This window comes from Thalassobacillus sp. C254 (genome assembly GCF_001310615.1).
Genome location: NZ_BAXQ01000028.1, coordinates 26,972 through 48,970, shown reverse-complemented (window position 1 = coordinate 48,970; position 21,999 = coordinate 26,972). Strand labels below are relative to the sequence as shown.

The 21,999-nt window shown below is 38.0% G+C and carries 20 protein-coding genes and 8 pseudogenes; 21 read left to right on the top strand and 7 right to left on the bottom strand.

The window, feature by feature from the left end:
- The first annotated feature begins 298 nt into the window (after window positions 1-298).
- The 8 genes and pseudogenes from JCM19033_RS18910 to JCM19033_RS18885 all read left to right on the top strand — a co-directional run bounded on the left by JCM19033_RS18910 (window position 299) and on the right by JCM19033_RS18885 (window position 6,691).
- Entirely contained in the window at window positions 299-550 is a 252-nt protein-coding gene (locus JCM19033_RS18910; RefSeq protein WP_054637470.1) for a hypothetical protein, read from the top strand.
- Between the two features lie 37 nt (window positions 551-587).
- Window positions 588-923: a hypothetical protein gene (locus JCM19033_RS18905; RefSeq protein WP_054637469.1), complete on the top strand. Its 336-nt coding sequence runs from the start codon at window positions 588-590 to the stop codon at window positions 921-923.
- 732 nt (window positions 924-1,655) lie between these two features.
- On the top strand, window positions 1,656-1,922 hold the full coding sequence (locus JCM19033_RS26595; protein ID WP_269758393.1) for a hypothetical protein: 267 nt from the start codon (window positions 1,656-1,658) through the stop codon (window positions 1,920-1,922).
- A complete protein-coding gene (locus JCM19033_RS26590; protein WP_269758392.1) occupies window positions 1,919-2,236 on the top strand; it encodes a hypothetical protein in 318 nt (105 codons plus the stop codon). Before JCM19033_RS26595 ends, JCM19033_RS26590 begins: the two co-directional genes overlap by 4 nt.
- Before the next feature lie 325 nt (window positions 2,237-2,561).
- Entirely contained in the window at window positions 2,562-3,197 is a 636-nt protein-coding gene (locus tag JCM19033_RS26585) for a hypothetical protein (RefSeq protein ID WP_269758391.1), read from the top strand.
- Window positions 3,197-3,945 (top strand): annotated as a pseudogene (locus JCM19033_RS18895) (ATP-binding protein). The gene JCM19033_RS26585 and the pseudogene JCM19033_RS18895 overlap by 1 nt, the downstream one beginning before the upstream one ends.
- Window positions 3,946-4,625: 680 nt before the next feature.
- A pseudogene (locus JCM19033_RS18890) lies at window positions 4,626-5,544 on the top strand (LysR family transcriptional regulator).
- Between the two features lie 94 nt (window positions 5,545-5,638).
- Window positions 5,639-6,691 (top strand): homocysteine S-methyltransferase family protein, encoded by a 1,053-nt coding sequence (locus JCM19033_RS18885; RefSeq protein WP_054637468.1) that lies wholly within the window; start codon window positions 5,639-5,641, stop codon window positions 6,689-6,691.
- 367 nt (window positions 6,692-7,058) lie between these two features.
- Here JCM19033_RS18885 and JCM19033_RS22700 read toward each other — a convergent pair.
- Together JCM19033_RS22700 and JCM19033_RS18880 are read right to left on the bottom strand one after the other, a co-directional pair.
- Window positions 7,059-7,184, bottom strand: a pseudogene (locus tag JCM19033_RS22700) (recombinase family protein); the annotation flags it as partial.
- 211 nt (window positions 7,185-7,395) lie between these two features.
- Window positions 7,396-7,887, bottom strand: a complete 492-nt coding sequence (locus tag JCM19033_RS18880; protein ID WP_198153574.1) for an isoprenylcysteine carboxylmethyltransferase family protein — start codon at window positions 7,885-7,887, stop codon at window positions 7,396-7,398.
- A 197-nt stretch (window positions 7,888-8,084) separates the two neighbouring features.
- On the opposite strand from JCM19033_RS18880, the gene JCM19033_RS18875 reads away from it, so the two are divergent.
- The 3 genes from JCM19033_RS18875 (at window position 8,085) to JCM19033_RS18865 (ending at window position 9,747) form a co-directional block, all read left to right on the top strand.
- Window positions 8,085-8,294: a TetR/AcrR family transcriptional regulator gene (locus tag JCM19033_RS18875; RefSeq protein WP_054637466.1), complete on the top strand. Its 210-nt coding sequence runs from the start codon at window positions 8,085-8,087 to the stop codon at window positions 8,292-8,294.
- Window positions 8,291-8,680 (top strand): TetR-like C-terminal domain-containing protein, encoded by a 390-nt coding sequence (locus JCM19033_RS18870; protein ID WP_054637465.1) that lies wholly within the window; start codon window positions 8,291-8,293, stop codon window positions 8,678-8,680. Before JCM19033_RS18875 ends, JCM19033_RS18870 begins: the two co-directional genes overlap by 4 nt.
- 416 nt (window positions 8,681-9,096) lie before the next feature.
- The gene (locus tag JCM19033_RS18865) at window positions 9,097-9,747 is read left to right on the top strand and encodes a CPBP family intramembrane glutamic endopeptidase (RefSeq protein WP_269758390.1); all 651 of its coding nucleotides are present in this window, start codon (window positions 9,097-9,099) and stop codon (window positions 9,745-9,747) included.
- A gap of 30 nt (window positions 9,748-9,777) precedes the next feature.
- On the opposite strand, the gene JCM19033_RS18860 is transcribed toward JCM19033_RS18865, so the two are convergent.
- The gene (locus JCM19033_RS18860) at window positions 9,778-10,260 is read right to left on the bottom strand and encodes a hypothetical protein (protein ID WP_269758396.1); all 483 of its coding nucleotides are present in this window, start codon (window positions 10,258-10,260) and stop codon (window positions 9,778-9,780) included.
- 54 nt (window positions 10,261-10,314) lie between these two features.
- Window positions 10,315-10,512 (bottom strand): annotated as a pseudogene (locus JCM19033_RS26580) (MerR family transcriptional regulator); the annotation flags it as partial.
- 962 nt (window positions 10,513-11,474) lie between these two features.
- Between JCM19033_RS26580 and JCM19033_RS23785 the strand changes: the two are divergent.
- The 6 genes and pseudogenes from JCM19033_RS23785 to JCM19033_RS18835 all read left to right on the top strand — a co-directional run bounded on the left by JCM19033_RS23785 (window position 11,475) and on the right by JCM19033_RS18835 (window position 15,782).
- Complete coding sequence (locus tag JCM19033_RS23785) at window positions 11,475-11,618, top strand: hypothetical protein (RefSeq protein ID WP_157049971.1); 144 nt, start codon at window positions 11,475-11,477, stop codon at window positions 11,616-11,618.
- Window positions 11,611-12,509, top strand: a pseudogene (locus tag JCM19033_RS18855) (macrolide 2'-phosphotransferase). Before JCM19033_RS23785 ends, JCM19033_RS18855 begins: the two are co-directional and overlap by 8 nt.
- Before the next feature lie 858 nt (window positions 12,510-13,367).
- Window positions 13,368-13,739, top strand: coding sequence for a GntR family transcriptional regulator (locus tag JCM19033_RS18850; RefSeq protein ID WP_054637463.1), 372 nt, complete (start codon window positions 13,368-13,370; stop codon window positions 13,737-13,739).
- The gene (locus JCM19033_RS18845; RefSeq protein WP_054637462.1) at window positions 13,736-14,548 is read left to right on the top strand and encodes an ABC transporter ATP-binding protein; all 813 of its coding nucleotides are present in this window, start codon (window positions 13,736-13,738) and stop codon (window positions 14,546-14,548) included. Before JCM19033_RS18850 ends, JCM19033_RS18845 begins: the two co-directional genes overlap by 4 nt.
- 70 nt (window positions 14,549-14,618) lie before the next feature.
- Window positions 14,619-15,329, top strand: a complete 711-nt coding sequence (locus tag JCM19033_RS18840; protein WP_054637461.1) for a hypothetical protein — start codon at window positions 14,619-14,621, stop codon at window positions 15,327-15,329.
- A 246-nt stretch (window positions 15,330-15,575) separates the two neighbouring features.
- The gene (locus JCM19033_RS18835) at window positions 15,576-15,782 is read left to right on the top strand and encodes a hypothetical protein (protein WP_054637460.1); all 207 of its coding nucleotides are present in this window, start codon (window positions 15,576-15,578) and stop codon (window positions 15,780-15,782) included.
- Between the two features lie 593 nt (window positions 15,783-16,375).
- Here JCM19033_RS18835 and JCM19033_RS18830 read toward each other — a convergent pair.
- The 3 genes and pseudogenes from JCM19033_RS18830 to JCM19033_RS18820 form a co-directional block, all read right to left on the bottom strand.
- Window positions 16,376-17,038 carry a hemerythrin domain-containing protein gene (locus tag JCM19033_RS18830; protein WP_054637459.1) on the bottom strand — a complete coding sequence of 221 codons (663 nt, stop codon included), beginning with the start codon at window positions 17,036-17,038 and terminating at the stop codon, window positions 16,376-16,378.
- Window positions 17,039-17,350: 312 nt separating this feature from the next.
- Window positions 17,351-17,701, bottom strand: a complete 351-nt coding sequence (locus JCM19033_RS18825) for a hypothetical protein (RefSeq protein WP_054637458.1) — start codon at window positions 17,699-17,701, stop codon at window positions 17,351-17,353.
- 383 nt (window positions 17,702-18,084) lie between these two features.
- Window positions 18,085-18,625, bottom strand: a pseudogene (locus JCM19033_RS18820) (helix-turn-helix domain-containing protein).
- Between the two features lie 180 nt (window positions 18,626-18,805).
- On the opposite strand from JCM19033_RS18820, the pseudogene JCM19033_RS18815 reads away from it, so the two are divergent.
- From JCM19033_RS18815 to JCM19033_RS26565, 4 genes and pseudogenes are all read left to right on the top strand, one after another.
- Window positions 18,806-19,587 (top strand): annotated as a pseudogene (locus tag JCM19033_RS18815) (class III extradiol ring-cleavage dioxygenase).
- Between the two features lie 689 nt (window positions 19,588-20,276).
- Window positions 20,277-20,651, top strand: a complete 375-nt coding sequence (locus JCM19033_RS18810; protein ID WP_054637457.1) for a hypothetical protein — start codon at window positions 20,277-20,279, stop codon at window positions 20,649-20,651.
- Window positions 20,652-20,710: 59 nt separating this feature from the next.
- A pseudogene (locus JCM19033_RS26575) lies at window positions 20,711-21,312 on the top strand (MFS transporter).
- Window positions 21,313-21,368: 56 nt separating this feature from the next.
- Window positions 21,369-21,923 (top strand): MFS transporter, encoded by a 555-nt coding sequence (locus JCM19033_RS26565; RefSeq protein WP_269758388.1) that lies wholly within the window; start codon window positions 21,369-21,371, stop codon window positions 21,921-21,923.
- The last annotated feature ends 76 nt before the right edge of the window (window positions 21,924-21,999 follow it).

Genomic DNA, 21,999 nt, shown 5'->3' with positions numbered 1-21,999 from the left:
ATTCAAGTTTGGTTGAAAACTATCTAATTCTACTAGACTCGTTACCGAGCGGAGTATCAGAAAGAAGTATAGTGTTGTTACAGTATATTGAAGATATAGAAAACAAAATTAATGAAATAACAATTAAATGACCTACCTTTTTAACTAAGTTTGATTGAATAAATAAAAATGAGGAAACAAATAAATGATTCTGCGAGGAAAAAAAGTTTGTGAGGTTATTATAATAAATATCCACAAAATTTAAAGATTTTTCTAACTACAAGGTGAGCAAAAAAATCAAATATAGAGGAGGGATTATATGGAAAAGGTAAAACGTTTAGATCCAAAAATATCTACACTAAAAGAGCTTTTTGTGAAATCAGGCAACAAGTGTGCCTTTCCAACGTGTAGCATTTCTATAGTGAATGAAGAGGGGACTTTATTTGGAGAGGTTTTTCATATAGAGGGAGCTTTACCTAATAGTGAAAGATTTAACCCTACTCAAACTAATGAAGAAAGAAGAGAAATATCTAATTTAATTTATTGTGTGGTTATCATCATAAAGAACTAATAATGTTGAAAAATATACAGTAGAAGATTTAAAGAAAATGAAATCACAGCACGAGGAAAGGTTTTCCAACCTTTTAGAGCAAATGCAAAAAGGGTTCGAGGATGTAACTGAGAAACAACCAATTAGTTTCCCATCAACTTTAAACAGTTTTTTAGGAGAGGAGCACAACTTATCTGATAGTGAATTTAAGGAAACTCTTGCGGATATTTATAAATGTATTAATCAATTAAAACCTATCCCTCCTAAAACAAGAAAACTTTACAGTATAGTAATAAAACATTCTAAGAAATCAAACTCCTCTGGTAATGATATTTACCTGGACAATATTGAAGAAGTAACAGGTGGGAGTAGAGAAGAGGTAAAAAACATTTAGAGATTTTATTAAGGGAAAATTTGTTAGGTGGGCCAGAATTTGACGAAAATGAAAATGTATTTTTTCAATTACCTAATAATGAACACCAGTGGTCTTTTTGGAGTGATCTTCAACATTTTCAAAAGACACTGGGATCAACATGGATGAGCTCATTGTCAATATGAACTTCCATTACTTAGATTGAAAAGTTCGACCTCCGTTTTAATAATAACGGAGGTTAGTCTTTGAGATTTCAATTAAAAAAGAGTATCCTACTCTTCTATTTATTTTCTTGGAGAAATTTTCCCCCTTCCCCTCGTTTGATCCGATTGTTTTGCTGACTGCGGGACATGGATATCCCTCCTAACTGCCTGTCATTGCCAGGAACAACTATCTGAAATTGTCTTCTCCCTTTTGCACAAGTCTGTTTGAACACTTGAAAACCTTGATATCACAGTTCTACTATTTGTTTAGTCAGGGTGTACTCTGAGTTAACACGGGTATAAAAAAGAAGAGAATAATAAATGGTCACAAATGTTTAAAGACGCTGACCTACTAAAAGAAAGGTTATAAAGAGGTTATGAATATTGCAGATGAAATGAGCCACTTGTGCGAAGATTTGAGCCAGTCATTGCATAAAATTGAGCCACTGATTGCGGACATGAGGACCAATAATAATAATAATGTCGAACCTCCCTGTATAATGTAGAAGCATGCTTTGTAGCATGACACTCATATACAGGGAGGTTTTTTATGATTAATTATCGGAAAGTTCTGGAACTTCACTTCGATAATGTTAGCCAGCGAACCATCAGTTCGAGTATTGGGCACTCCAGAAACACTGTCTCTGAAGTGATTAAACGAGCCCAATCACGCGGTGTTCAAAGCCTTAGTGACACAATGACGAATGCCTGGCTTGAAGCATTACTGTTTCCGGAGAAGCAAGCAATTGAAAAAGGGTACTACCCGTTGACTGGGAGAAGGTTCATAAAGAACTGCAAAAGAAGAATGTTACGTTGACTTTATTGCATTATGAATACGCAGCGGAGGCGCGTGAAGGTGGAAAGATTCCTTATGCCTACCGTACGTTTACCGAAAAATACGGTCACTATGCGAAAAAGTATAAAACAACCATGCCGATCCATCGAAAACCAGGTGAAATCTTGGAGGTGGACTGGGCAGGATCAACACTTCAGTTAACAGACCGTTCAACAGGTGAAGCGATTCCGGTATATCTTTTTATTGCGACTTTGCCATACAGTCAATTCAGTTACGTAGAAGGCTTTCTCGATATGAAATCAACCAACTGGCTAACAGCCATATTCATGCATTAGAATACCTTGGTGGCGTGCCTGAGACAATTGTACCGGATAATTTAAAAACAGGAGTTACTAAACCCCTCCGGGGTGAGCCTATTCTCAATGAAGCTTATCGAGAGCTGGCAGATTATTATCGGACAATTATCGTTCCTGGTAGGGTTCGTAAGCCTAAGGATAAAGCTAGTGTGGAGGGGACTGTCGGATATATCTCCCGGCAAATTATCGCTCCACTCCGAAATTACCAGTGCTTCCATATCGAAGATCTTAATAACCGTATATTTAACAAGTTAGACGAGATCAATAGCGCAGGCTTTCAAAAACGCCCGGGATCACGAAAAAAGTGTTTGAAGAAGAAGAGAAATCCTACCTTCACCCTCTTCCTCAAACACGATACAAAATGACGGAATGGAAAACCGCAAAGGTTCAACTGAACTACCACATCCAGGTTGAACGCATGTACTATTCCGTTCCGTACGAATACGTTCGGGAGTATGTCGATATTCGACTTACCACCGATCTAATTGAATTCTACTTCAGAGATGCACGGATTGCATCCCATAAACGATTATCGGGTGAATTTGGACAATATTCGACCAACAGTGATCATATGCCCGACCATCATCGCTTATACCTGGATCACAATCCTGAAAATAACCGGAAATGGGCGGAAACAATAGGGCCACACATGAATAAGTTCGTGACAAATATTTTAGACATGAACACAGAGAAAAAGGCTTTAAATATATTAAGTACTTTAAGGAATTTAGCAATGAAACACTCAAACAAGGATTTGGAATCAGCTACTGAAACTCTCCTTGAAATTTCACAGCACCCAACGGTGGCTGTTTTAAAAGGTATATTGGACAGACAGAAAAAACGGAAGCAAAAGCAATCTTTAAATCACCTTCATTCAAACGACAAGACTGATGATTATGGGTTTGTACGAGGCGCACAATACTTTGGGAGGGATAAGTGATGATGAACCAGGAAACGCTACGCAAATTAACGGAAATGAAAATGGGCGGCATGGCCGAACTATACCGTGAACAGGAGATAAATAAAGAATACAGTAAGATGGATTTCGATGACCGTTTTAACTTGCTTGTCGATCATGAGTACGATCGCCGCAAAACAAATAAACTGGAACGATTGATCAAACAGGCAACATTCAACGATCCTACAGCTGCAGTTGAAGATATCGAATACCATCCAGACCGAAAGCTGGACAAAGAACTTATCCTTGAATTAGCAACGGGAAATTACATTCAAAATCACCACAATATCATCTTGATGGGAGCCTCAGGGAACGGTAAGACGTGGATCTCTAATGCCTTTGGTATACAGGCTTGTCGTCAATTTTATAATACATTCGATTACCTGAATTATTGGATGAACTGGCAGTAGCAAAATATGAAGCAGATGGCAGCTTCCGTAAACTGATTCAAAAGTATAGAAAGGTAGATTTATTAATATTGGATGAGTGGCTTTTAACCGATTTATCTGAAGAAAACATCCTTCATATCTTTGAAATTATTGAAGCAAGGTTGAAAAAAGCTTCAACGATTTTCTGTTCCCAATTCTCACCCGAAGGGTGGCATTCAAAGTTGGGACAGGCCCAAATTGCGGACGCAATTCTTGATCGTATTGTCCATGATTCATACAAAATACTTATGGACGGAGAAGTCTCCATGAGAGAGCGCCACGGATTGGCGGCCTCAAGATGATTCCTATAGACGCAGAACATCGAATAAACTGTCTATTTCTTACGCCAATACTTTCCGGAAGATGTCCTAATCGAACTTGAAGGAAGACTTCTTCCGTTGTGTCTATTGGTTGATGAGGAAGAGGATTTAGATAAGGATAAACTGGTGAAATTAGCCATACAAATTATAGATCATCACTTAGAAGACAAACACTTCAAGTAAAATGATTAACAGCCATCAGAGAATTATAGTCTCTGGTGGCCTGTTATATAGCATGGCTCATACTCCTGCATTTGGTGGCTCAATTTTCCGCAAATGGCGGCTCAAATCTATGCATAGCTGGCTCATTCTCTTCGCAATACTCAGGTTATATTACCTTTAACTCATGCCTTAAAGACAGACCTGATATAATACCTAAAAAGGACGAGTGGTATGTACGTTAGAAAATCAAAAAAACAATATAAATATTGCACTTAATTTGCACCAGCACTGTAATCTTTTGTACCACTCCTTGCGGAGCTTTTACCACCTTATGCAGAATCGTTTACCAAACCTCCTGTATACTGAATGAGCGTGCCCCCTTTTTGGCATGACATTTGTTTACAGAAGTTTTTTATGTACCCATACCGCTGCATGCTTGAATTACATGGAGAAGAGCAAAGCCAACGCACCATCTCAAAACAAAGGTAGGAGGAGTTTAAGTGACATTGCAACAATTGAGATATGTAATTGAAGTGGCGAAGCAACGATCGATTAGTAAAGCTGCGCATCGATTGTTTATTAGTCAGCCGAGTCTGTCGAATTCGATTAAAGAATTGGAGAATGAACTGGGGATTGCGATTTTTTCTCGTACGAATAAGGGGATTGTTATTACGTCAGAGGGTTCGGAGTTTTTAGGTTACGCCAGGCAGGTGATTGAACAGACAGACTTGCTTGAAAACCGCTATGCCAATGCGACTCAATCCCCGCAGCAGCATTTCTCTGTATCTGCCCAGCACTATGCCTTTGCGGTCAGTGCGTTTGTGAAGCTGTTGAAAGATTATAATCGGGATGAATATGAGTTTACGTTACGAGAGACGAGGACGTATGAAATCATTGATGACGTAAAAAACCTTCGCAGTGAAATTGGGATTTTGTATGTAAATGATTTTAACCAACAGGTCATTCGGAAGTTTCTGAGAGAAGGAAATTTAACGTTTCATGAGCTATTTCAGGCCAAGCCGCATGTGTTCATCAGTTCAACTAATCCACTTGCGTCTCAGAAGTATGTTACCTTAGCTGATTTGGATCCTTATCCGTATTTGTCATTTGAACAAGGGGACTATAATTCGTTTCATTTCTCCGAGGAGATATTAAGCACCATCTCAAGGCGCAAAAATATTCGTGTCAGTGACCGGGCCACGTTGTTTAACCTGCTGATAGGATTGAATGGATACACGATTTCCACAGGGGTAATCAGTTATGACATCAACGACGATGATATTGTGGCGGTGCCGCTTAAGGTGAATGAGAGCATTACAGTCGGTATATTCAACATAAGAATGTGGCAAACAGCCGCTGGCAACGATTTATATTAATTTCTTAAAGGAAACGATTGCCGAAGAACTACCTTTGCTATAGGTTAAAGCTATGACAAAGCATAGAATTTACGTGTTATGCTATACCATTATTTAATGCTACACTGACCCTACATTACTAAAGGAGAGGGTTAACAGTGGGGAAAAGAAGTTTAGAACAAAGATTAAACGAAGGCACAGTCGTTGTAGCCGAAGGATATTTATTTGAAATGGAGCGCAGAGGTTATTTACAGGCAGGATCGTTTGTACCAGAAGTAGCGCTGGAGCACCCGGAGGTTTTAAAGCAAGTATATCGAGATTACATGAATGCCGGTTCAGATGTGGTTTTAGCTTTCACCTATAATGCCCACCGTGAAAAAATGAGAATTATAGGTAAAGAACATTTACACGAGCCGTTAAACCGGAGTGCGATTCGTTTGGCGAAGGAAGTGGCGAAGGAACATCCTACAGAAGAAGCGTTAGTTGCAGGCAACATTTCGAATACGAATATTTTTGATTCGAAAGATGCTGATTCTGCGGAAGAAGTAAGAAGTATATTTGCAGAAATGACCACGTGGTGTAAAGAAGAAGGCGTCGATTTTATAAATGCGGAAACTTTTTATTACCATGAAGAGGCTGTTATTGCGCTAGAGGAAATTCAAAAACAAGGTCTGCCGGCAGTAGTTACATTAGGACTGATGGGAGAAAATATACTGCGGGATGGTTATACCGTTGAAGAATCCTGTAAAATTCTTTCTGAAAAAGGTGCGTTAGTGGTTGGGATGAACTGTTTCCGCGGACCAAATACGATGCAGCCATACCTGAAGGGAATTAGAAATGAGGTAGAAGGATATGTCGGTGGATTGCCTATTCCATATCGCACGACAGAAGAACACCCGACGTTCTTCAACTTGCCCGATGGAGGATGCAGTTGTTCTTTGCCGACCGAAACCACGTTCCCGACATCCTTAGACCCCCTTTATCACAATCGATACGAATTAGCGGAATGGGCGAAAGAAGCAAAAGATATTGGTATTAATTATATTGGTCTTTGTTGCGGGGCCTCACCTGCGATGATAAGAGCAGTAGCAGAAGCGGTAGGATACGAATCTATTAATTCCAAATATTCACCGGATATGGAGAAACATTTCTTATTCGGGAAAGATAAAACGCTAAAGGATCATAATCTAAACTACAGTAAAAAAGCATAAGTCAAAAGGTGATCATTGAAAGAGGGTAAGCAGGAAAGCGAAAATAAATATGGCTTTACTCGAGCGCTTCTTATTTGAACAAAATGGATGCATTCTTCATTAACTGAAGCTGCATCCATTTTTAAGACTGGCAAGGTCTCCGCAAAAGCTGGTACAAAAGATTGCTACGTGGTAAAAAACGCCGGCCGTACTCACAATAGGATATGAAAAATTCTAAAAAGATCATTAAGGCTTTACGAAAAGAGGGTTTTGACGTGGATTATGAAGATTTCTGGGATTAATAAAATCGATTTTCTGTGAGCTTTATATTCAAACTTTTCGGTAGTTTCAAAGGGATACAAGTCATAAAAAAGAAAACGCCTCAAAGGCGTTTTTCCTTTAAAATGCTCCGTTCTAATTCACTAAATCCACTCATGACTGTTAGAAAGAATTTACCGGTAGGGGTTCTTGTATCAATTCCCATATCCATGATGACAAGGTGAACGTTCTTTTCCGGTATTCCACTAAGTTCAATTGCAACTAATAATGAAGGTTATAAATACTGACCACGTTATCGTTTTTTATAAAAGGATCGTAGAGGATAGCAGTGATTATGGATGTTGGAATCAAAGACCGTGCACTTATTGAAAGTGCTTTGAAACGGGCACATGCTACGTTTACTGGACAGGATCTATACCTTATTACAATATATAAATGCACATATTTCACTTCTTTCCTGGCGTCCATGGTGTACGTCTAGGGAACAATCTAGGTACGTTCCTTTTATATTCCCCGTAGTCCTCTCCAAACTGTTTTTGAAGTTTAGGCTCTTCTCCTACAATAAAATAAGTATAATTTACGATCGTGAAAAAGAGAAACCATACAAGTAAAAAAATGGAACCAAAAATAATCACTTCACCGAGTAATATGAATACCACTCCGCTTATCATAGGGTTCCGAGTATATTGATACGGACCGCTTACAACTAGTTTTCTTGGGGGATCCCATGGGGCTAATGTTCCTTTCCCTTTTGTTGCAAACTGAAAAATAGTTAATATGACCAGTAACAGCCCTAAAATCATAATTATTGCCCCTATCAATACAACTAATATAGTGATAGGAGGTTCCACACCCCAACCGACAGAATTATGAAAGAAAAATAATAATAGTGCAGGGATAATAACTGTAACATTAAGAGGTAAAAGTAATATTGACACGAAATGAGAAAGTACTGAAGATTGTTTGTTCGTTGCCACCATACACACTCCCTAAAATAGTAATGAACACTGTGTTGAGTAATGTTCTATATCCCATTATAATTAAGCTTTACTTAAATTCAATAAACAGTATTTGGCCTTATGTTGATTAAAAAACATAAGGCTAAATACTGTCTATACTAGTTTTGGAGGCGTTGGTGCTGAATAGTAACGACCGGAGAGTTGCCCGAACAAGAACACTCATTCGAAATACATTTGCTGAATTAATTGTGGAAAAAGGTTTGGATCGTGTAACTATTAAAGATCTTACAGAACGAGCTGATATTAACCGAGGAACGTTTTATTTACATTTTCAAGATAAATATGATCTTCTTGAGCAAAGTGAAGAAAAATTCTTAAGGGAATGAAAAAGATAGCAAAGGAACTGGATACATTGGATGTTGGAGATTGGGATAAAACAACTGCTCCTCCTTCAGCAGCAGTAAAATATTTTGCATTCTTAAAAGAAAACGCGATGTTTCTGAAAGCCATTCTAGGTCCTAAAGGGGATCCAGCCTTTCCAAGCAAAATGAAATATTTGATTGCAAACCAAATAAAATCTAGATTTGCTCATGTAGAGCAAAATGTTACACAGTTCCCACCAGATTATTTAGTCGCATACTTGGTTTCTGCTCATTTAGGAGTTGTTCAGCACTGGATTGAAACTGGACATAAAGAATCACCTCAAGAGATGGCACATATTATTTCAAGTATGAATTTTTATGGACCATTAGCAGTTGGAAGGTGGAAGTAATTCGTCGATATTCACTACTTTCATGCCTAGTAAGAAGATAGGACATATTTCAGGATTATCTTATTATGATCGGAAGATAGATCATAGAGTGGTAGACTGGTTCATGGAAAAAAGCGGTGTTTAAACGGAAGATAACTGCCAAGGATTGGGGAATGATTATATAAGGACAACCATTTAAGGATATAGAATAACCGTTTTCATTGAAGTAACGGGTTAGCGTTAGTTAAAAAAGAGCAAATACCTTATTGGTATCATGCTCTTTTTCTTTTTGCATAATTTAGTGCAAAGTTAATCTTAAAACCCATGAATATTAAATTGACACGACCCTCATGAGAAGGTTTCACATTAAAAAATTAAAAAAAATTTGCAGGTTACGCAACGTCATCCTTTACTGTCTAAATAAGGGAGGGATAAAAATGCAAAATCACGATTGTTTTTTTGGAACATCACCGTGGAATTGGAAAGTCGTAATAAAATTACTTATATTGGTGCTAGTGCTGGTTCCTATCTTTATAGAATTTCTATTAATGGGGTATCTAACAGAAGTATTGCAAAATGATTTTTATTCAGGAATATTAACAGGTTTTATCATGGCCATCACCTTCATGTTCGGACTTTATTTCTTGGCCATAAAGCCAGAAAATCTTAGCTGGAAGGAAGTCGGTCTGAGAGGATTTACTTCAAGGTATTGGAAACCCATTGTTGCATGGACATTTGCAATTATCTCAATAGCCTTTGTAATGGTTATAGTTATAGAGCTATTCCTAGGGATTGGTTCGGAAAATAGTAAGACAGAAAGCCTGCAGTCGAGAATGACACCTCTTAACTTCTTGATTGGGTTTGTATCAGCAGCTATTATTTCCCCTGTATATGAAGAAATATTTTACCGAGGATTCCTTTATCGTTTCTTACGCAGCAGATACGGAGTACCTGTTAGCATGTTGGCTAGTTCATTTATTTTTATGATCGTACACATTCCAACATACAATACCCTCTTATTAAATTTTGTATCCGGACTTATATTTGCCTGGACGTATGAAAAACAGGGTCCATTGTTCCAGCAATGATTATACATGGGACAACGAATGGAATTTTCATCATCCTAGTTGCCCTTGGGTGAGGGCATAAGCCTCTTCGAGAAAATCGATGATTTCCTGGTTGATCGGATACAGATTTAGTTCATTTGATAATTCTTGAGAACGGCGTACTCTCCAAAACTTATCCATCAGGTTTTGGTCCCCCTGAAAAGTTTCCTGTGAGAGAATCTCAATATCTTCTATAATAAGCTTAGCATGCTCTGAACCTGGGGAGATATTGTCTTGTATACATAGCTCAATTCGTCTAACAAGATTAATCCACCTTTTAATAGAGGGAGTATCCATCTCTAATTTGGGCAGACTCTCGCGTAGTTTTTCTTGCTCATCAGCAGAAAAATATGAGCTCCAGGTTCTTTTTTGTTTTGGAGGGGTTACCAGGGAGATGAGATCTTCCCAATTAATCGTCCCCTCCAAAGTAAGAATGTTCAGTAACGAATTTGTATGTGCAATTGATTTTTGTATGTTAGATACTTGCTCTTCCAAATATGATTTATGCACCATTAGAATACTCTCTGTGGATTGATCTGTGATTATCCTATTTATTTCTTCGAGTGGGAGCGCAAGAGATTTAAGCAACAGGACCTTTTGTAGAATTAGGCAGTCTTCCGCTGAATAGAACCGTTTGCCTCCCTCACCTAATTTAGAAGGACATACCAGGCCAATTTGATCATAATATCGGATGGTTCTAATGGATACATTGAAACGCTTTGCCAATTCCCCACTTGTTATATACATATTTCCTCCCTATATAAATATAAAGTGTATGTTGCAGGTAAACGTAATGAAGTAGAATTTCAGGGCATTCGTTCAATAATAAGAGCTAACCTAAATATTTTCCCTATAATAATTCCTGGGATATGTTATGAAAAACTCTTCTTTCATGTTTTCTCTACTTTCTTCCAAAGTCCTATTCAAAAATTTAGGGTAGTTATTGTTTATACTTTAAGTTTATCATCGTAGATTTGATAGACGTCACTATTGAGAGATGAGAAAGTATGATTTCCTGACTCTCTTTTTTTTAACTACATTCGTCAACTCAACGCAAGACACCATTGAAGATTAATCCTTTATATCAATTCAATAAGCCAAACATCTTATCAAATTAGTTAGTAAGGAAACGCGGGATACAGGCCAGCGTACTAAAACGGTGAAAGAACTGACAAGTATCGAGATACTGGGAAGGTTGCTTAAAAGAAAAAACTCTATTGACATATCAAAAATACAGGGATAAACTTTTGAAAGTAATTTATTTAATGTTTAGGAGGATTATTAAAAATGTTACCTAGAATTTGGTTCCGTGCTTTGAACAAGTAATTTCATACGTTCAAAGGCTCTGCTTGTGTATGCAGAGTAAACGGGATTAGTCTGTCCTTTTTTAATAATCTTCATTTTGCATATGGATATGTTATATGTAGAAAAGTCGGACCGTTCTGCCTTTCTTTTTTATGCTTTTTAAAAGGGAAATGTATATTTTAATGAAGGCAGGCGGCCATATTTATTTCCTTCTTATTCTAAAAAGATAGGTTTATTGGGCCAGGCGATTATGCGGCTGTACCACATTTGTAGATCCTCTATCCGTTTACTCTAAATCACAGGCAGCTGGCCTGTGATTTTTTATTAGGAAAAACGGGTGGTAACGAATGATGGAACAATTATGTATAGAATGATTAAAAATTGAAGCATCGTATTTAGATAAGGTGATCCTGGATATCAATCATTTATCAGTGCACCAGTTCAATGAGCCGGAAGACCGGATGTTTGTTGAGCGTGTTGCTGACGTTGTTTACGGTATTGAAGAGCAACAGTTAAAAATAGAAGGCAGAGGTGTTCATAATGAATAAAATAAAAAAAATTACGGAGAGTGCAAAGAGAAACGGAATTATCATTGAAGAAGATTCCGTTAAAATCAACGAGTCCGGCCTGGACTTTCAAGTCGTTCATGCAACTGACCAGAAAGGTGACCGATGGATACTCAGATTACCAAGAAGAGATGATTCAATGGCAAAAACAGAAGTGGAAAAACAAGTGCTGGATCTTGTGAGCCGCACTGTTTCCTTTGAAGTGCCTGTATGGACTGTGTATACGGATGCAATGATTGCATATAAACAATTATCAGGTATCCCGGCAGGGACAGTTGATCCGGAAATACAAAACTATGTGTGGGAATTCGATGAACACAATGTTCCGGAAAACTACATCAACTCACTTGGAAGGTGTTAGCTGAACTCCACCAGGTTCCAACAGAGTCCATCCACGTCCAGGGGTTGAAGGTACAATCTGTGGATGAAGCGAGGGATGCCATGAAAAAAAGAATGATGAAAATAAAAGAAAAATTTGGTGTTGGCGAGGAGTTATGGAAAAGGTGGCAGGCGTGGGTGGACAATGATAAGATGTGGCCTCAGCAAACCGGGCTTCTTCATGGTGATGTGCATGCTGGTCATACTTTGATCAATGAGCAAGCAGAAGTGACTGGGTTGATTGATTGGACAGAAGCGGCGATTACAGATGTGTCCAAAGATTTTGTCGGCCCTTACATGACGCACGGAGAACAAGCGTTACAACAAATCATAACGGCTTATGATAAAGCAGGTGGAATCACATGGCCGCTCATGAAAGACCATATCATTGAGTACGAGGCAGCTTCAGCAATCGATCTGGCTGAGTTTGCCGAATCCTCTGGTTCAAAAGAGTATGAGCAGATGGCTAAAGAAAGTTTAAGTGTAGAAAAGTAGCAACAATTTAAAACAAACTAATTCCTTTTTGCTGTTTTCTATGTTTGACCATTCACGAAAGGAAATTCGGTATGGAGTAAAGGAGTAAATAAAAAGAACTCAATATGCTAAAACGTACTTTTATTCCTAGCCACAAAACAGGAAAGTGTAGAGCATTTATCAGCTCTTCGCTTTCCTGTTTTAATTTGCTGCAAACACCTTCTGGCTTTAAGTATCAAGGGGGGAAGGTTGTTATAGTGGTTAGATTCAACTCATAGTTAACTATAATTCTTCCTACGTTTTACCGAATAAAGCTCTCTTATTAGACGTGAGATTTGACTTGGTAGAAAAGGATCGCTTCGAACAAGGATTAGGTAAGTGGTCAATGGAAGGAAAGGATTAAAATATCCTAGAAAAAAGTAAAACAGTTTAGCCCTTTAAAATAGAACCATAGTAGCCAAAAAGTGACCAAAAGGAGAGCCGCGAGAACAAAGAGTAGAACGTGTAGAAACATCATTGACGGGAAACGTCTTGCGATCCAGCCCCCAGTGGCACGGTAGTTTTAATTGTAATCTGTTGGTAATAAGGTAAGTAATAATCTATTAAGAAACCTGGCTTTGGTGTTTCCTTAGCTAGGTTTTTCTTATTGAGAGGGATAATAGGTTGTTTAGCCTCAGCCAAGGAAGTTCCATTCTCAAAATATCAGTACCTTTACGTATCAAGGAAATGGGAAATTACGTGCATGTTTAAAAAAGAAATTTCTTTTTAAAAAAACAATTGACTGATCTCAAATGGATGTGTAGTATTATGGTTAATCACTCAAGTAACTAACTGAATGACTAAGGGTATACTGAATTTGAAAAAGAAGTTGGTGAGGCAATGAAAAAAAAGCTCGATGAAAACCGTCCGATCTTTCAGCAGATTAAAGAATGGGTGGAAGAGGATATTTTGGAGGGGAAGCTTGCTGAAGGAGAGGTAATTCCCTCCACAAATGAGCTGGCGAAGTTCTACAGCATAAATCCAGCAACGGCCCGGAAAGGAATTCAGGCGCTAGTGGACGACGGTCTTATATTTAAACAGAGGGGGATTGGCATGTTTGTGGCAGAGGGGGCAAGAAAAAAACTGATGAGCCTGAGAAAAGAGAAATTTTACGATGATTTCGTAAGACCTCTCATTAAAGAAGCGAGACGGATTGGCATGGAGCCTGAGGAAATATCGGAGATGTTGAATAAAGGAGTGGAGAAGGAATGACTAAACCGGTAGTGGAAATCAGAGACCTGTCTTTTTACCATGGCAAGGATAAAAAAGGAATCAAAGATCTCTTTCTCTCACTTGAAAAAGGAAAAGTCTATGGACTGTGGGGGCGTAATGGAGCAGGAAAGACAACACTCATGAAGATCATGACCGGGCTTCTTAAACCGAAAAAAGGTACCGTGCTGGTGTTTGGCGAGGGGCCGTTTGAAAACCGGCGAACACTAGAAAAAATCTGCTTTATTCAGGAAAACCATCCTCTTAATCCGGCGTGGAGAATCCGTGACGTAATGAAAGTGGCTTCTTACTTTTATCCGAAATGGGATGACGAACTTGCTCAGGAAACTCTTGAGGCATTTGCTCTGGATCCAGCGAAAAGGGTAAAGGCTCTATCCAAGGGAATGAGGACGGCAGTTGCTCTCACCATTGGGTTGGCCAGTAAGGCGCCGTTTACGATATTCGATGAACCAACGAATGGTCTGGATGCGGCGGTGCGGGAAATTTTCTACAACCTCCTGATCGAGGAGTTAGAGGAGGGCGAGCGGACTGTGATACTATCAACCCATTTTATTCAGGAATTACAGTCGTATATTGAGGAAATGGTAGTGCTTCATGATGGTGAGCTTGTGCTCCATCAACCGATCGAGTTGATCCGAGAGGAGGCGGTGTATGTGACCGGCCAGAAGCAGAAGCTTGAAGAGGTAATTCATCATTCGGACGCTCTTGAAGTCAAGACACTGGCAGTACCGCTTCAGTCCTGTTGGAAAAGAACAGCGATGCGTGGGCACTGGCACAGAAGCAGGAGATAGTAACTGAAACGCCGAGTCTGCAGGAATACCTGCTCAGAAAAACAGATCGGAAAAGTGAGGAGGTTTGGTCATGAAGGAACAGTGGGGTATCTGGCGGATCATCTGGTTTGAAATGAGCAAGTCGTTTGTCTGGTTTTGGAGTATTCTCCTCGGGTTTGTAGGACTCGGTATTACCTTTTCTGTTTGGTACGACCCGGAAGAAGTCATTTTTGTAACAAATGTAGCTATGTATATTTATTTTTTCGTGATTGGGGCCCAATTGTTCAAACTTGGGATTACGTATGGTTCCACCATGGGAAGTACGCGTCACCAGCTTTACACTGGGGTAGTCATTAGCGCAATTATCCTTGCTGCAGTCGGAACGATAATTCACATGGTTGTCTATTATTCCATGGGAATGCTAACGGGATCACTCACCAACGGCATGAAGATTCTGCACATACTTGAGTGGCTGCCTGTGGAAGAAATGATTTTCTCAGTAGTCCTGTTTGATTTTGTTGTTAGTCTTATGGCTCTCGGTGTAAGTTTTGCATTTTCTATTGTGTACTACAGGTACGGAGGTATACCGTTCATGATTTTAAGTGGGATAATCGCGCTCAGTGTTATTTTCCCGGTTGGGCGTGAAATGTTTTGGGGAGAGGTAATTTACTGGGTTATGACCGGTGGGACTTTGGAACTGTTTGGACTGCCGATAGCCATTGCTGTCCTGGCATTTACAGCTCCATATCTGTTTGTGACACGGCTTAATATATATTTGAAAGAGAATGCGTCTGCAAAATAGATCATCACACTGTATCCTCAAGGCTTAAGACGTGCAAAAAATGTGACGACTGAGACCTTTTTCTCACGGGTCTTCTAATAATCTATGAAGGCGTTTTGACTGAAGAAGAGAATTGGCTGGGTTAGTTTATTTAAACGAGAGATTATTTCAGCCTTGAACGAACAAACAGCCTATTTTAAAATATGTAAACATGGGAGGTGGTGCAGGTTAACATTTCGAGATTATTTTTGGGAGGGTGGTCTGAAATTGAATAGTAACACTCGAACCACTATTACGCTTATAGGCAGTTTCCTTATTTTTGTAGTTGGGATGTTTAGAATACTTACTGAATCACTTGTTTCAATACCTTTGGTGGTTGCTTATCTGTTTGCCATTACTGGGTTAATTGGAGTGATAGGAAATTTTGTGACTTTAAGAAAGAAAACAATCAAATTAACTTCGGGGAAGAGCTAGTCATTTAATCCATTCACCTCCAGAATAAAATAAACTAACTCAAATTTAATAAGCGTGCAACAATGGGATAAGAAGGTGGGTTTTGGATGTCTACTTGACTATCTTGAATACATATAACACTACTTTCATTTATGAAAAAATACTACAGGTGGGAGCATTTAGGATTAATTTTCTCAGGATCAAATGTCACGAAACAGAACCTGAATATCTTGGCATCTCCAAAGAGAAATTACCTATTGAATGAATTATGAAAGGTATGAAGAAATAAACGTTTCTTCATACCTTTATTTAAGCTTAATTTTTACTTTGGAAAAGACCTTTTTACTACAACTATATAGCACATTACAAATAGACAAGGTACTTAAGATCAGATGGTAGAAAGCCAGATGCCAGACTTTAATAAAGGTAGTGACCAACATGGACATTTTCACCTTGGATGTAACACAGGTATATTTTTTAAATTTGTGGGGGAGAGAGCCGGCAGCTCATGAGCATGAGAAATACGTGGTTACCTCACCCGCTAACAACTTCATTAAAATGGGCACCCGCTGATCACACTTGTCATGTTGGTTATGATGGTGCTTATAATTAATTTAAGCGGCATCTAGTTCTTTTTTTAATTCGTTCCAATCTTCATCCGGCAAAACAGATTCAGCTAAATCACAAGCTTCCTTGTATAATTCTTCTGGTGCAAATTTTTTCATCCCTGTAAGCATTTCAACTCGTTCGAAAATATTTTGACCCGGAATCATATAACGGAAGTAATCCATTAAAATTTCAGGTGGGATAGCAGAACGTATTGCTACAGTGATTTCTTCCAATTCCTCTGTACTTAATTTATTCCAAAGAACATCCATCACATCGACTTCTTCCGTTTGCAAATGATTTAAATAAGCTGCCAGGAATTTATTATAAGCATAAACAAATTCAACACCTAATTCTCGTCTTTTTTTGGTAGGACTTTCGTTTATTTCTTTCACCAAATTCTCTAATTCAATTAAAAGTGCATTTGTTGCTTTGTGTTCTTCATCCATTTTTCTTGCTACTTCTGGATCATATTTAATGACAGCGGGTTCTACGTGCTCATCCTCATGTTCTGCATGGGAGTGTAAAACAGCAGATAGTGTGAGAAAGTTTTTTGAAAAAGCTGCTAGTCTTTCATTATTCTCAAAGTTTAATTGATTTGCCTGGTTCAATAGATTAGTTAACGCAAAACGAAGTCCTTTATGTACTGGCATAAATAATTCATATTTCATATAATTCCCCCTAATTCAATATTTTACCATTTTGTACCTGTGTGAATTGTACTAGAAATAACTGATAATTACAACATATGTATCACGATTGAAGTTCCAGTAATTTTGTAACTAAAATTTTTTTGCAACTGTGTAGTGTTGAACAAATCATTGGCGTTGGCTGTAGAGAAGTGATAGAGAAGCCTTAAGCTGTTCTATCACCTCTTCATTGTCTCCGAGAAATTACCTGTTAGAGCTATGAATTTTCTCTGTTCTGAGTCTCCTCGTGTCTACTCTTCTGTAAATGAAAGATACTACTTCTGAACTATTTATTTACCTTTTCCAATCGCTTCCCCTTTTTAAATTTTCAGTATCATGTTGCATTGTAGCTAGTTGTTCTTGAATCTTGTCGATTTGAGTTTGCATATTATTAAACTTTTCCTCCTGTTCTTTATCGGCCTTTTGTGCTTCAATGTTGCTTTTTATTTCTTCTTCGATGGCTGCTTTTGCTGCGACTATAGATAAAGCATCTCCAAGTGTTGTAATAATGGCAGCAAGCAGACCGAGCCTTGCACTAAAACTCACTTCGAAGGGATTTTTAGACTGATCAGAGGACAGGCCTTCAAACATATTATTTAATGTCTCAACGAGCTTATCAATATCAGCTGAGTTGTTCTTTGTCATGCTCTCACCACTTTTGGGTCCCCCTAGAAACATTTTTTATATTCATATGCTCATTTGTGGAGGTGGTTGCTTGGTTAAAGTAATAGGGAAGGTTTCACTTACGAAGCAGCCTTTTACAATCAAAAAAGCTTAGAACTTAGGTATGCAAAAGGGTGTAAGGAAGATAGGTGATGAATCCTCACATAAACACTTCAAAAATGAAGCCATACTGTGAAAGCGAATAAACAGGGTATGAAAGTTTCTTCATACACTTATTAAACTTGAATACGTTTTCAGTAAGCAAAGTTAATTCCTGGTAATGACTTTCGGCAGAAGATATCAAAAGCTTAATAATCAGCAGATAAGTGCATGGAAGGCACGACCCTCATCACTCTAAAAGGTTCCTACAATATATCCAGTAAATCTGCATCTGAATATATGGAGATTAACACCACGGCTTTTTTCTCTCCAACATTTTTTACAAAGTGGGGGACACTTGCATTCCAACTGAATGAATCTCCCGCTTCTGCAATGACAGTATCTTCCCCTTGTTCAGCGAGGATTTTTCCTTCTAATACAAAATGGCATTCTTCGCCTTCATGGGCATGAGGTTCTCCTATTGTCGCTCCTGGTGGTAGTTCAACAATCAACATTTTAAGGCCTCCTTTTGAGGATAAATGCTCAACGTTTAATCCGTTAAAAGTTGATTTGGTTCTTGAATTTTTACGAACTACACGCATGTGCTGTTTTTTTCTCTAATAGGAGGTAAGGCATAGGCACTCCAAGATAGGTGGCAATCATACTTAAGGTACTAATTGAAGGGGAGGTATTATTGTTTTCTACATTACTAATGAAACCTTTTGAAAGGCCGGTTCCTTCGCTCATTTGCGCGATAGTAACTTTTTTTCTATTACGGATTGAACGAATTTTAGTTCCAATTTCCAGCGTAATCACCTCTAATGTTTACTAATAAAAAACTTATTTACATAATAGCAAACAATTCTATGGACAATCTACAGATATAATTGTTAATCTATAGATAATAATTATTCATATGCAAAAACAAACAGTTCCATTTTAACTCTGAAAAGAAAGTAAATCACCATTAGTGAGGAGGAATAAAACATGCTGCCATCATTATTTGTTGCCCACGGAGCGCCTATTTTAGCCATTGAGAATAATGTTTACACCCAATTTTTAGAGCAAATAGGAAGAAAATACCCAAAGCCGAAAGCAGTAGTGGTGTTTTCAGCACACTGGGAATCACGTATTCAAAAAGTAAGCAAGGTAGATGAATTTGAAACCATTTATGATTTCGGTGGTTTTCCAGAGGAGCTGTATCGGATCAAGTATCCGGCCAGAGGAGATCATTCCATTACAAAGGAAATAGAAGAGTGCTTTTTGTCACGAGAAATTCTTTATGAGCTAGATACAAAACGAGGATTAGATCATGGAGCTTGGGTTATTCTTAAATTAATGTATCCCAATGCTGATATCCCGGTGATTTCAATGTCTGTAGATCCGAACCTAACACCCGGAAAACAGTATGAAATCGGAAAGTCTCTATTAGACTTAAGGAAACAGGATGTTTGATCGTAGCAAGTGGGGGATTGGTTCATAATTTAGGAGCAGTAAGAATGGGGAGTGATGATGGAACAATAGATCAATGGGCGCGAGAATTTGACACATGGTTAGAACAACAAATAACGACCTGGGAGGTAGAGACTCTTTTCAACTATCATTCATTAGCTCCAAATGCTGAACTTGCCGTACCACCTTATGGGAGGGAACACTTTATTCCATTATTTTACGCCATGGGGGCAGCAGACGATGAACAGAGTGCAACATTATTGCATCGAAGCTACCGGTACGGAAACCTTAGCCATAGTGTTTGGCAATTTGGGTGAAAATACAGCTCTCGGTTTGATAGCATACGTGGTCGCTCACGTCGAGCTTGTTGAAGGAATTGCTTAATCCTAGGCATTGGGACTTGAATAGCGTCTAGCTTATTAGGTCTTATCATGATAGGAGCCGTTGTGACCGTTCAACTGCCAGCTCAGCTTTAAAACAAAGTCATATTTAGAGGGAAAGTAGACAAAAGCTCAATAGCGGTACCAGCTTAATTATCTTGAAATCAAGATAAACAAAATGCAGAGAAGGACCACTTTGTTTGTATGCATTTGTATTTTCTTATTACAAACAAACTTGTTAGCTTAATGGAGGCTCCGTCCTATTTTCACTACTTTTTTTCTTCTGTTATCAATTTCATCCATATTATAACGCCTATCACTATCACAACTATAAAAATATTAGCTATGTAGTCAACGTATGAAGGGACAAATAATGTAATAAAATGGGGAAGAAAAAACAAAGAAAAGCTATTAACACCCCTGCACCTATTATGAGTGCCCCTTTGTTTCTTACTTTCAAACTCATGCTGTCTCCTTCCATAAATGGTAGTAGAAAAACTTCGTAAACATTAACTTTCAGAAATTTGTGCTAAAATAAAGAGAACCCTAGTGATTGCTAGGGTTCTCTTTATTACCACTACCTGTAACATAATAATTCTTGTCATATCAAATTAGGAGGATTTACTTTGAAAGTAACATTCTTTATTGTTTCTTTCATAACAATTAATAGTCTTATAATAGGATGCAGTGACCAAAGGTCGGTAGAGTTTGTAGGGAAAGGGAATAACTGGGATGTTAAATACACTGCTCACATTCAGGGAGAAAATCAAGAAGATATTGATTACATAATAAGATATATTGGTTCTAATTCTCCTCCAGATACTATTAATTACAAAATTGATAGTTTAGAAGTAACTGGTGCTGCCTTAAACGAAAATGCTTATGTAGAGCATACTAATAATAGTTGTAGTGGTTGTACTATTACTAACGAGAATGATGAATTAGAAGTAACCATTAAGTGGGAAGAAGAATCGGAGTCTTTTTATCTAACAAGCAATTAATAAACTCGTTAAAATAAATTTTTTATCAATTTAATGTTTAAAGTTAAGAGGTTATACACATGGAAACATCAAAACCAAAGTTATGGAGTAAAGATTTTATCCTCATGTCATTGATCACTTTTTTTATTGCACTCACTTATTTTTTAACGATAACAACCATAGCTGGGTACGCAATGGAGGGTTTTAATGCCACTGAAGGAATAGCTGGACTAGCTGCAAGTATTTTTGTTATTGGAGTTCTTACTTTTCGAATCCTGACAGGAAAATATATTGACATCATCGGCAGGAAAAAGCTGCTTTTTATCGCATTGATTTTAGCCTTTTTTTGTACACTCCTTTACTTTCTAGCGGGGCACTTAAATCTTTTACTATTCATTCGCTTTCTGCATGGTGCACTCGTTGGTATCGTGCTGACCGTGATGCAAATCGCGGTAATCGATATCATCCTGTTAAACGCCAAGGGGAGGGAATTAGTTATTATACGTTAAGTTTTATTCTAGCAACAGCTATTGGACCTTTTCTGGGCCTTCTAATGATTCAGTTAGCAAGTATTAACATGATTTTTATCACTTGTACGATTTTGACGGGGATTGGTATTTTGTTAACCTTGTTTACCACATTACCTAAAGTAGTGATCAAAAAGAACAACTCAAAGAATTAAAAGGGTTTCATTTTAGTCAGTTCTTTGAAAAAAAAGCAATATCTATGTCCTTAATAATGACTGTTTTAGCTTTATGTTTCTCTGGTATTATCACATTCCTTGCTTCTTATTCAATGGAAATTAATTTAACGTATGTTGCGAGCTTCTTTTTTATTGTCTATTCTGCCTGCATCTTCATTTCCAGACCAATCACTGGCAGAATACTTGATACAAAAGGAGATAATATTGTGATGTACCCAGCGTTTATTCTTTTTGCGGCTAGCTTTATTGTTCTGGGTCAAGCAAACCAAGGTTTCACTTTAATACTAGCCAGTATATTAGCGGGGCTCGGATATGGAAACCTTCAATCTTCTATTCAAGCGATCGCAGTTAAAAAAGCCCCTCCGCACCGAGCGGGGCTTGCGGCTTCCACTTACTTTATCTTTAATGATATAGGAATAGGAATTGGACCGTTTATTCTTGGCTTTTTTATTCCACTTATCGGATACCAAAATTTGTATTTCTCTTTATCCATCATTGTTATTGTTTGTGCATTTGCCTATTATGTCATCCATGGAAAACATGCAGTAAAACTAAAAGACCCTCATATCTCTCACCATACTGGAGCATAAATAGATTGTTTGAACCGTTCTTTCCTTCCAACTTTCTCAAATTGAAAACAAAAAAACACATACATCCTACTCAGTG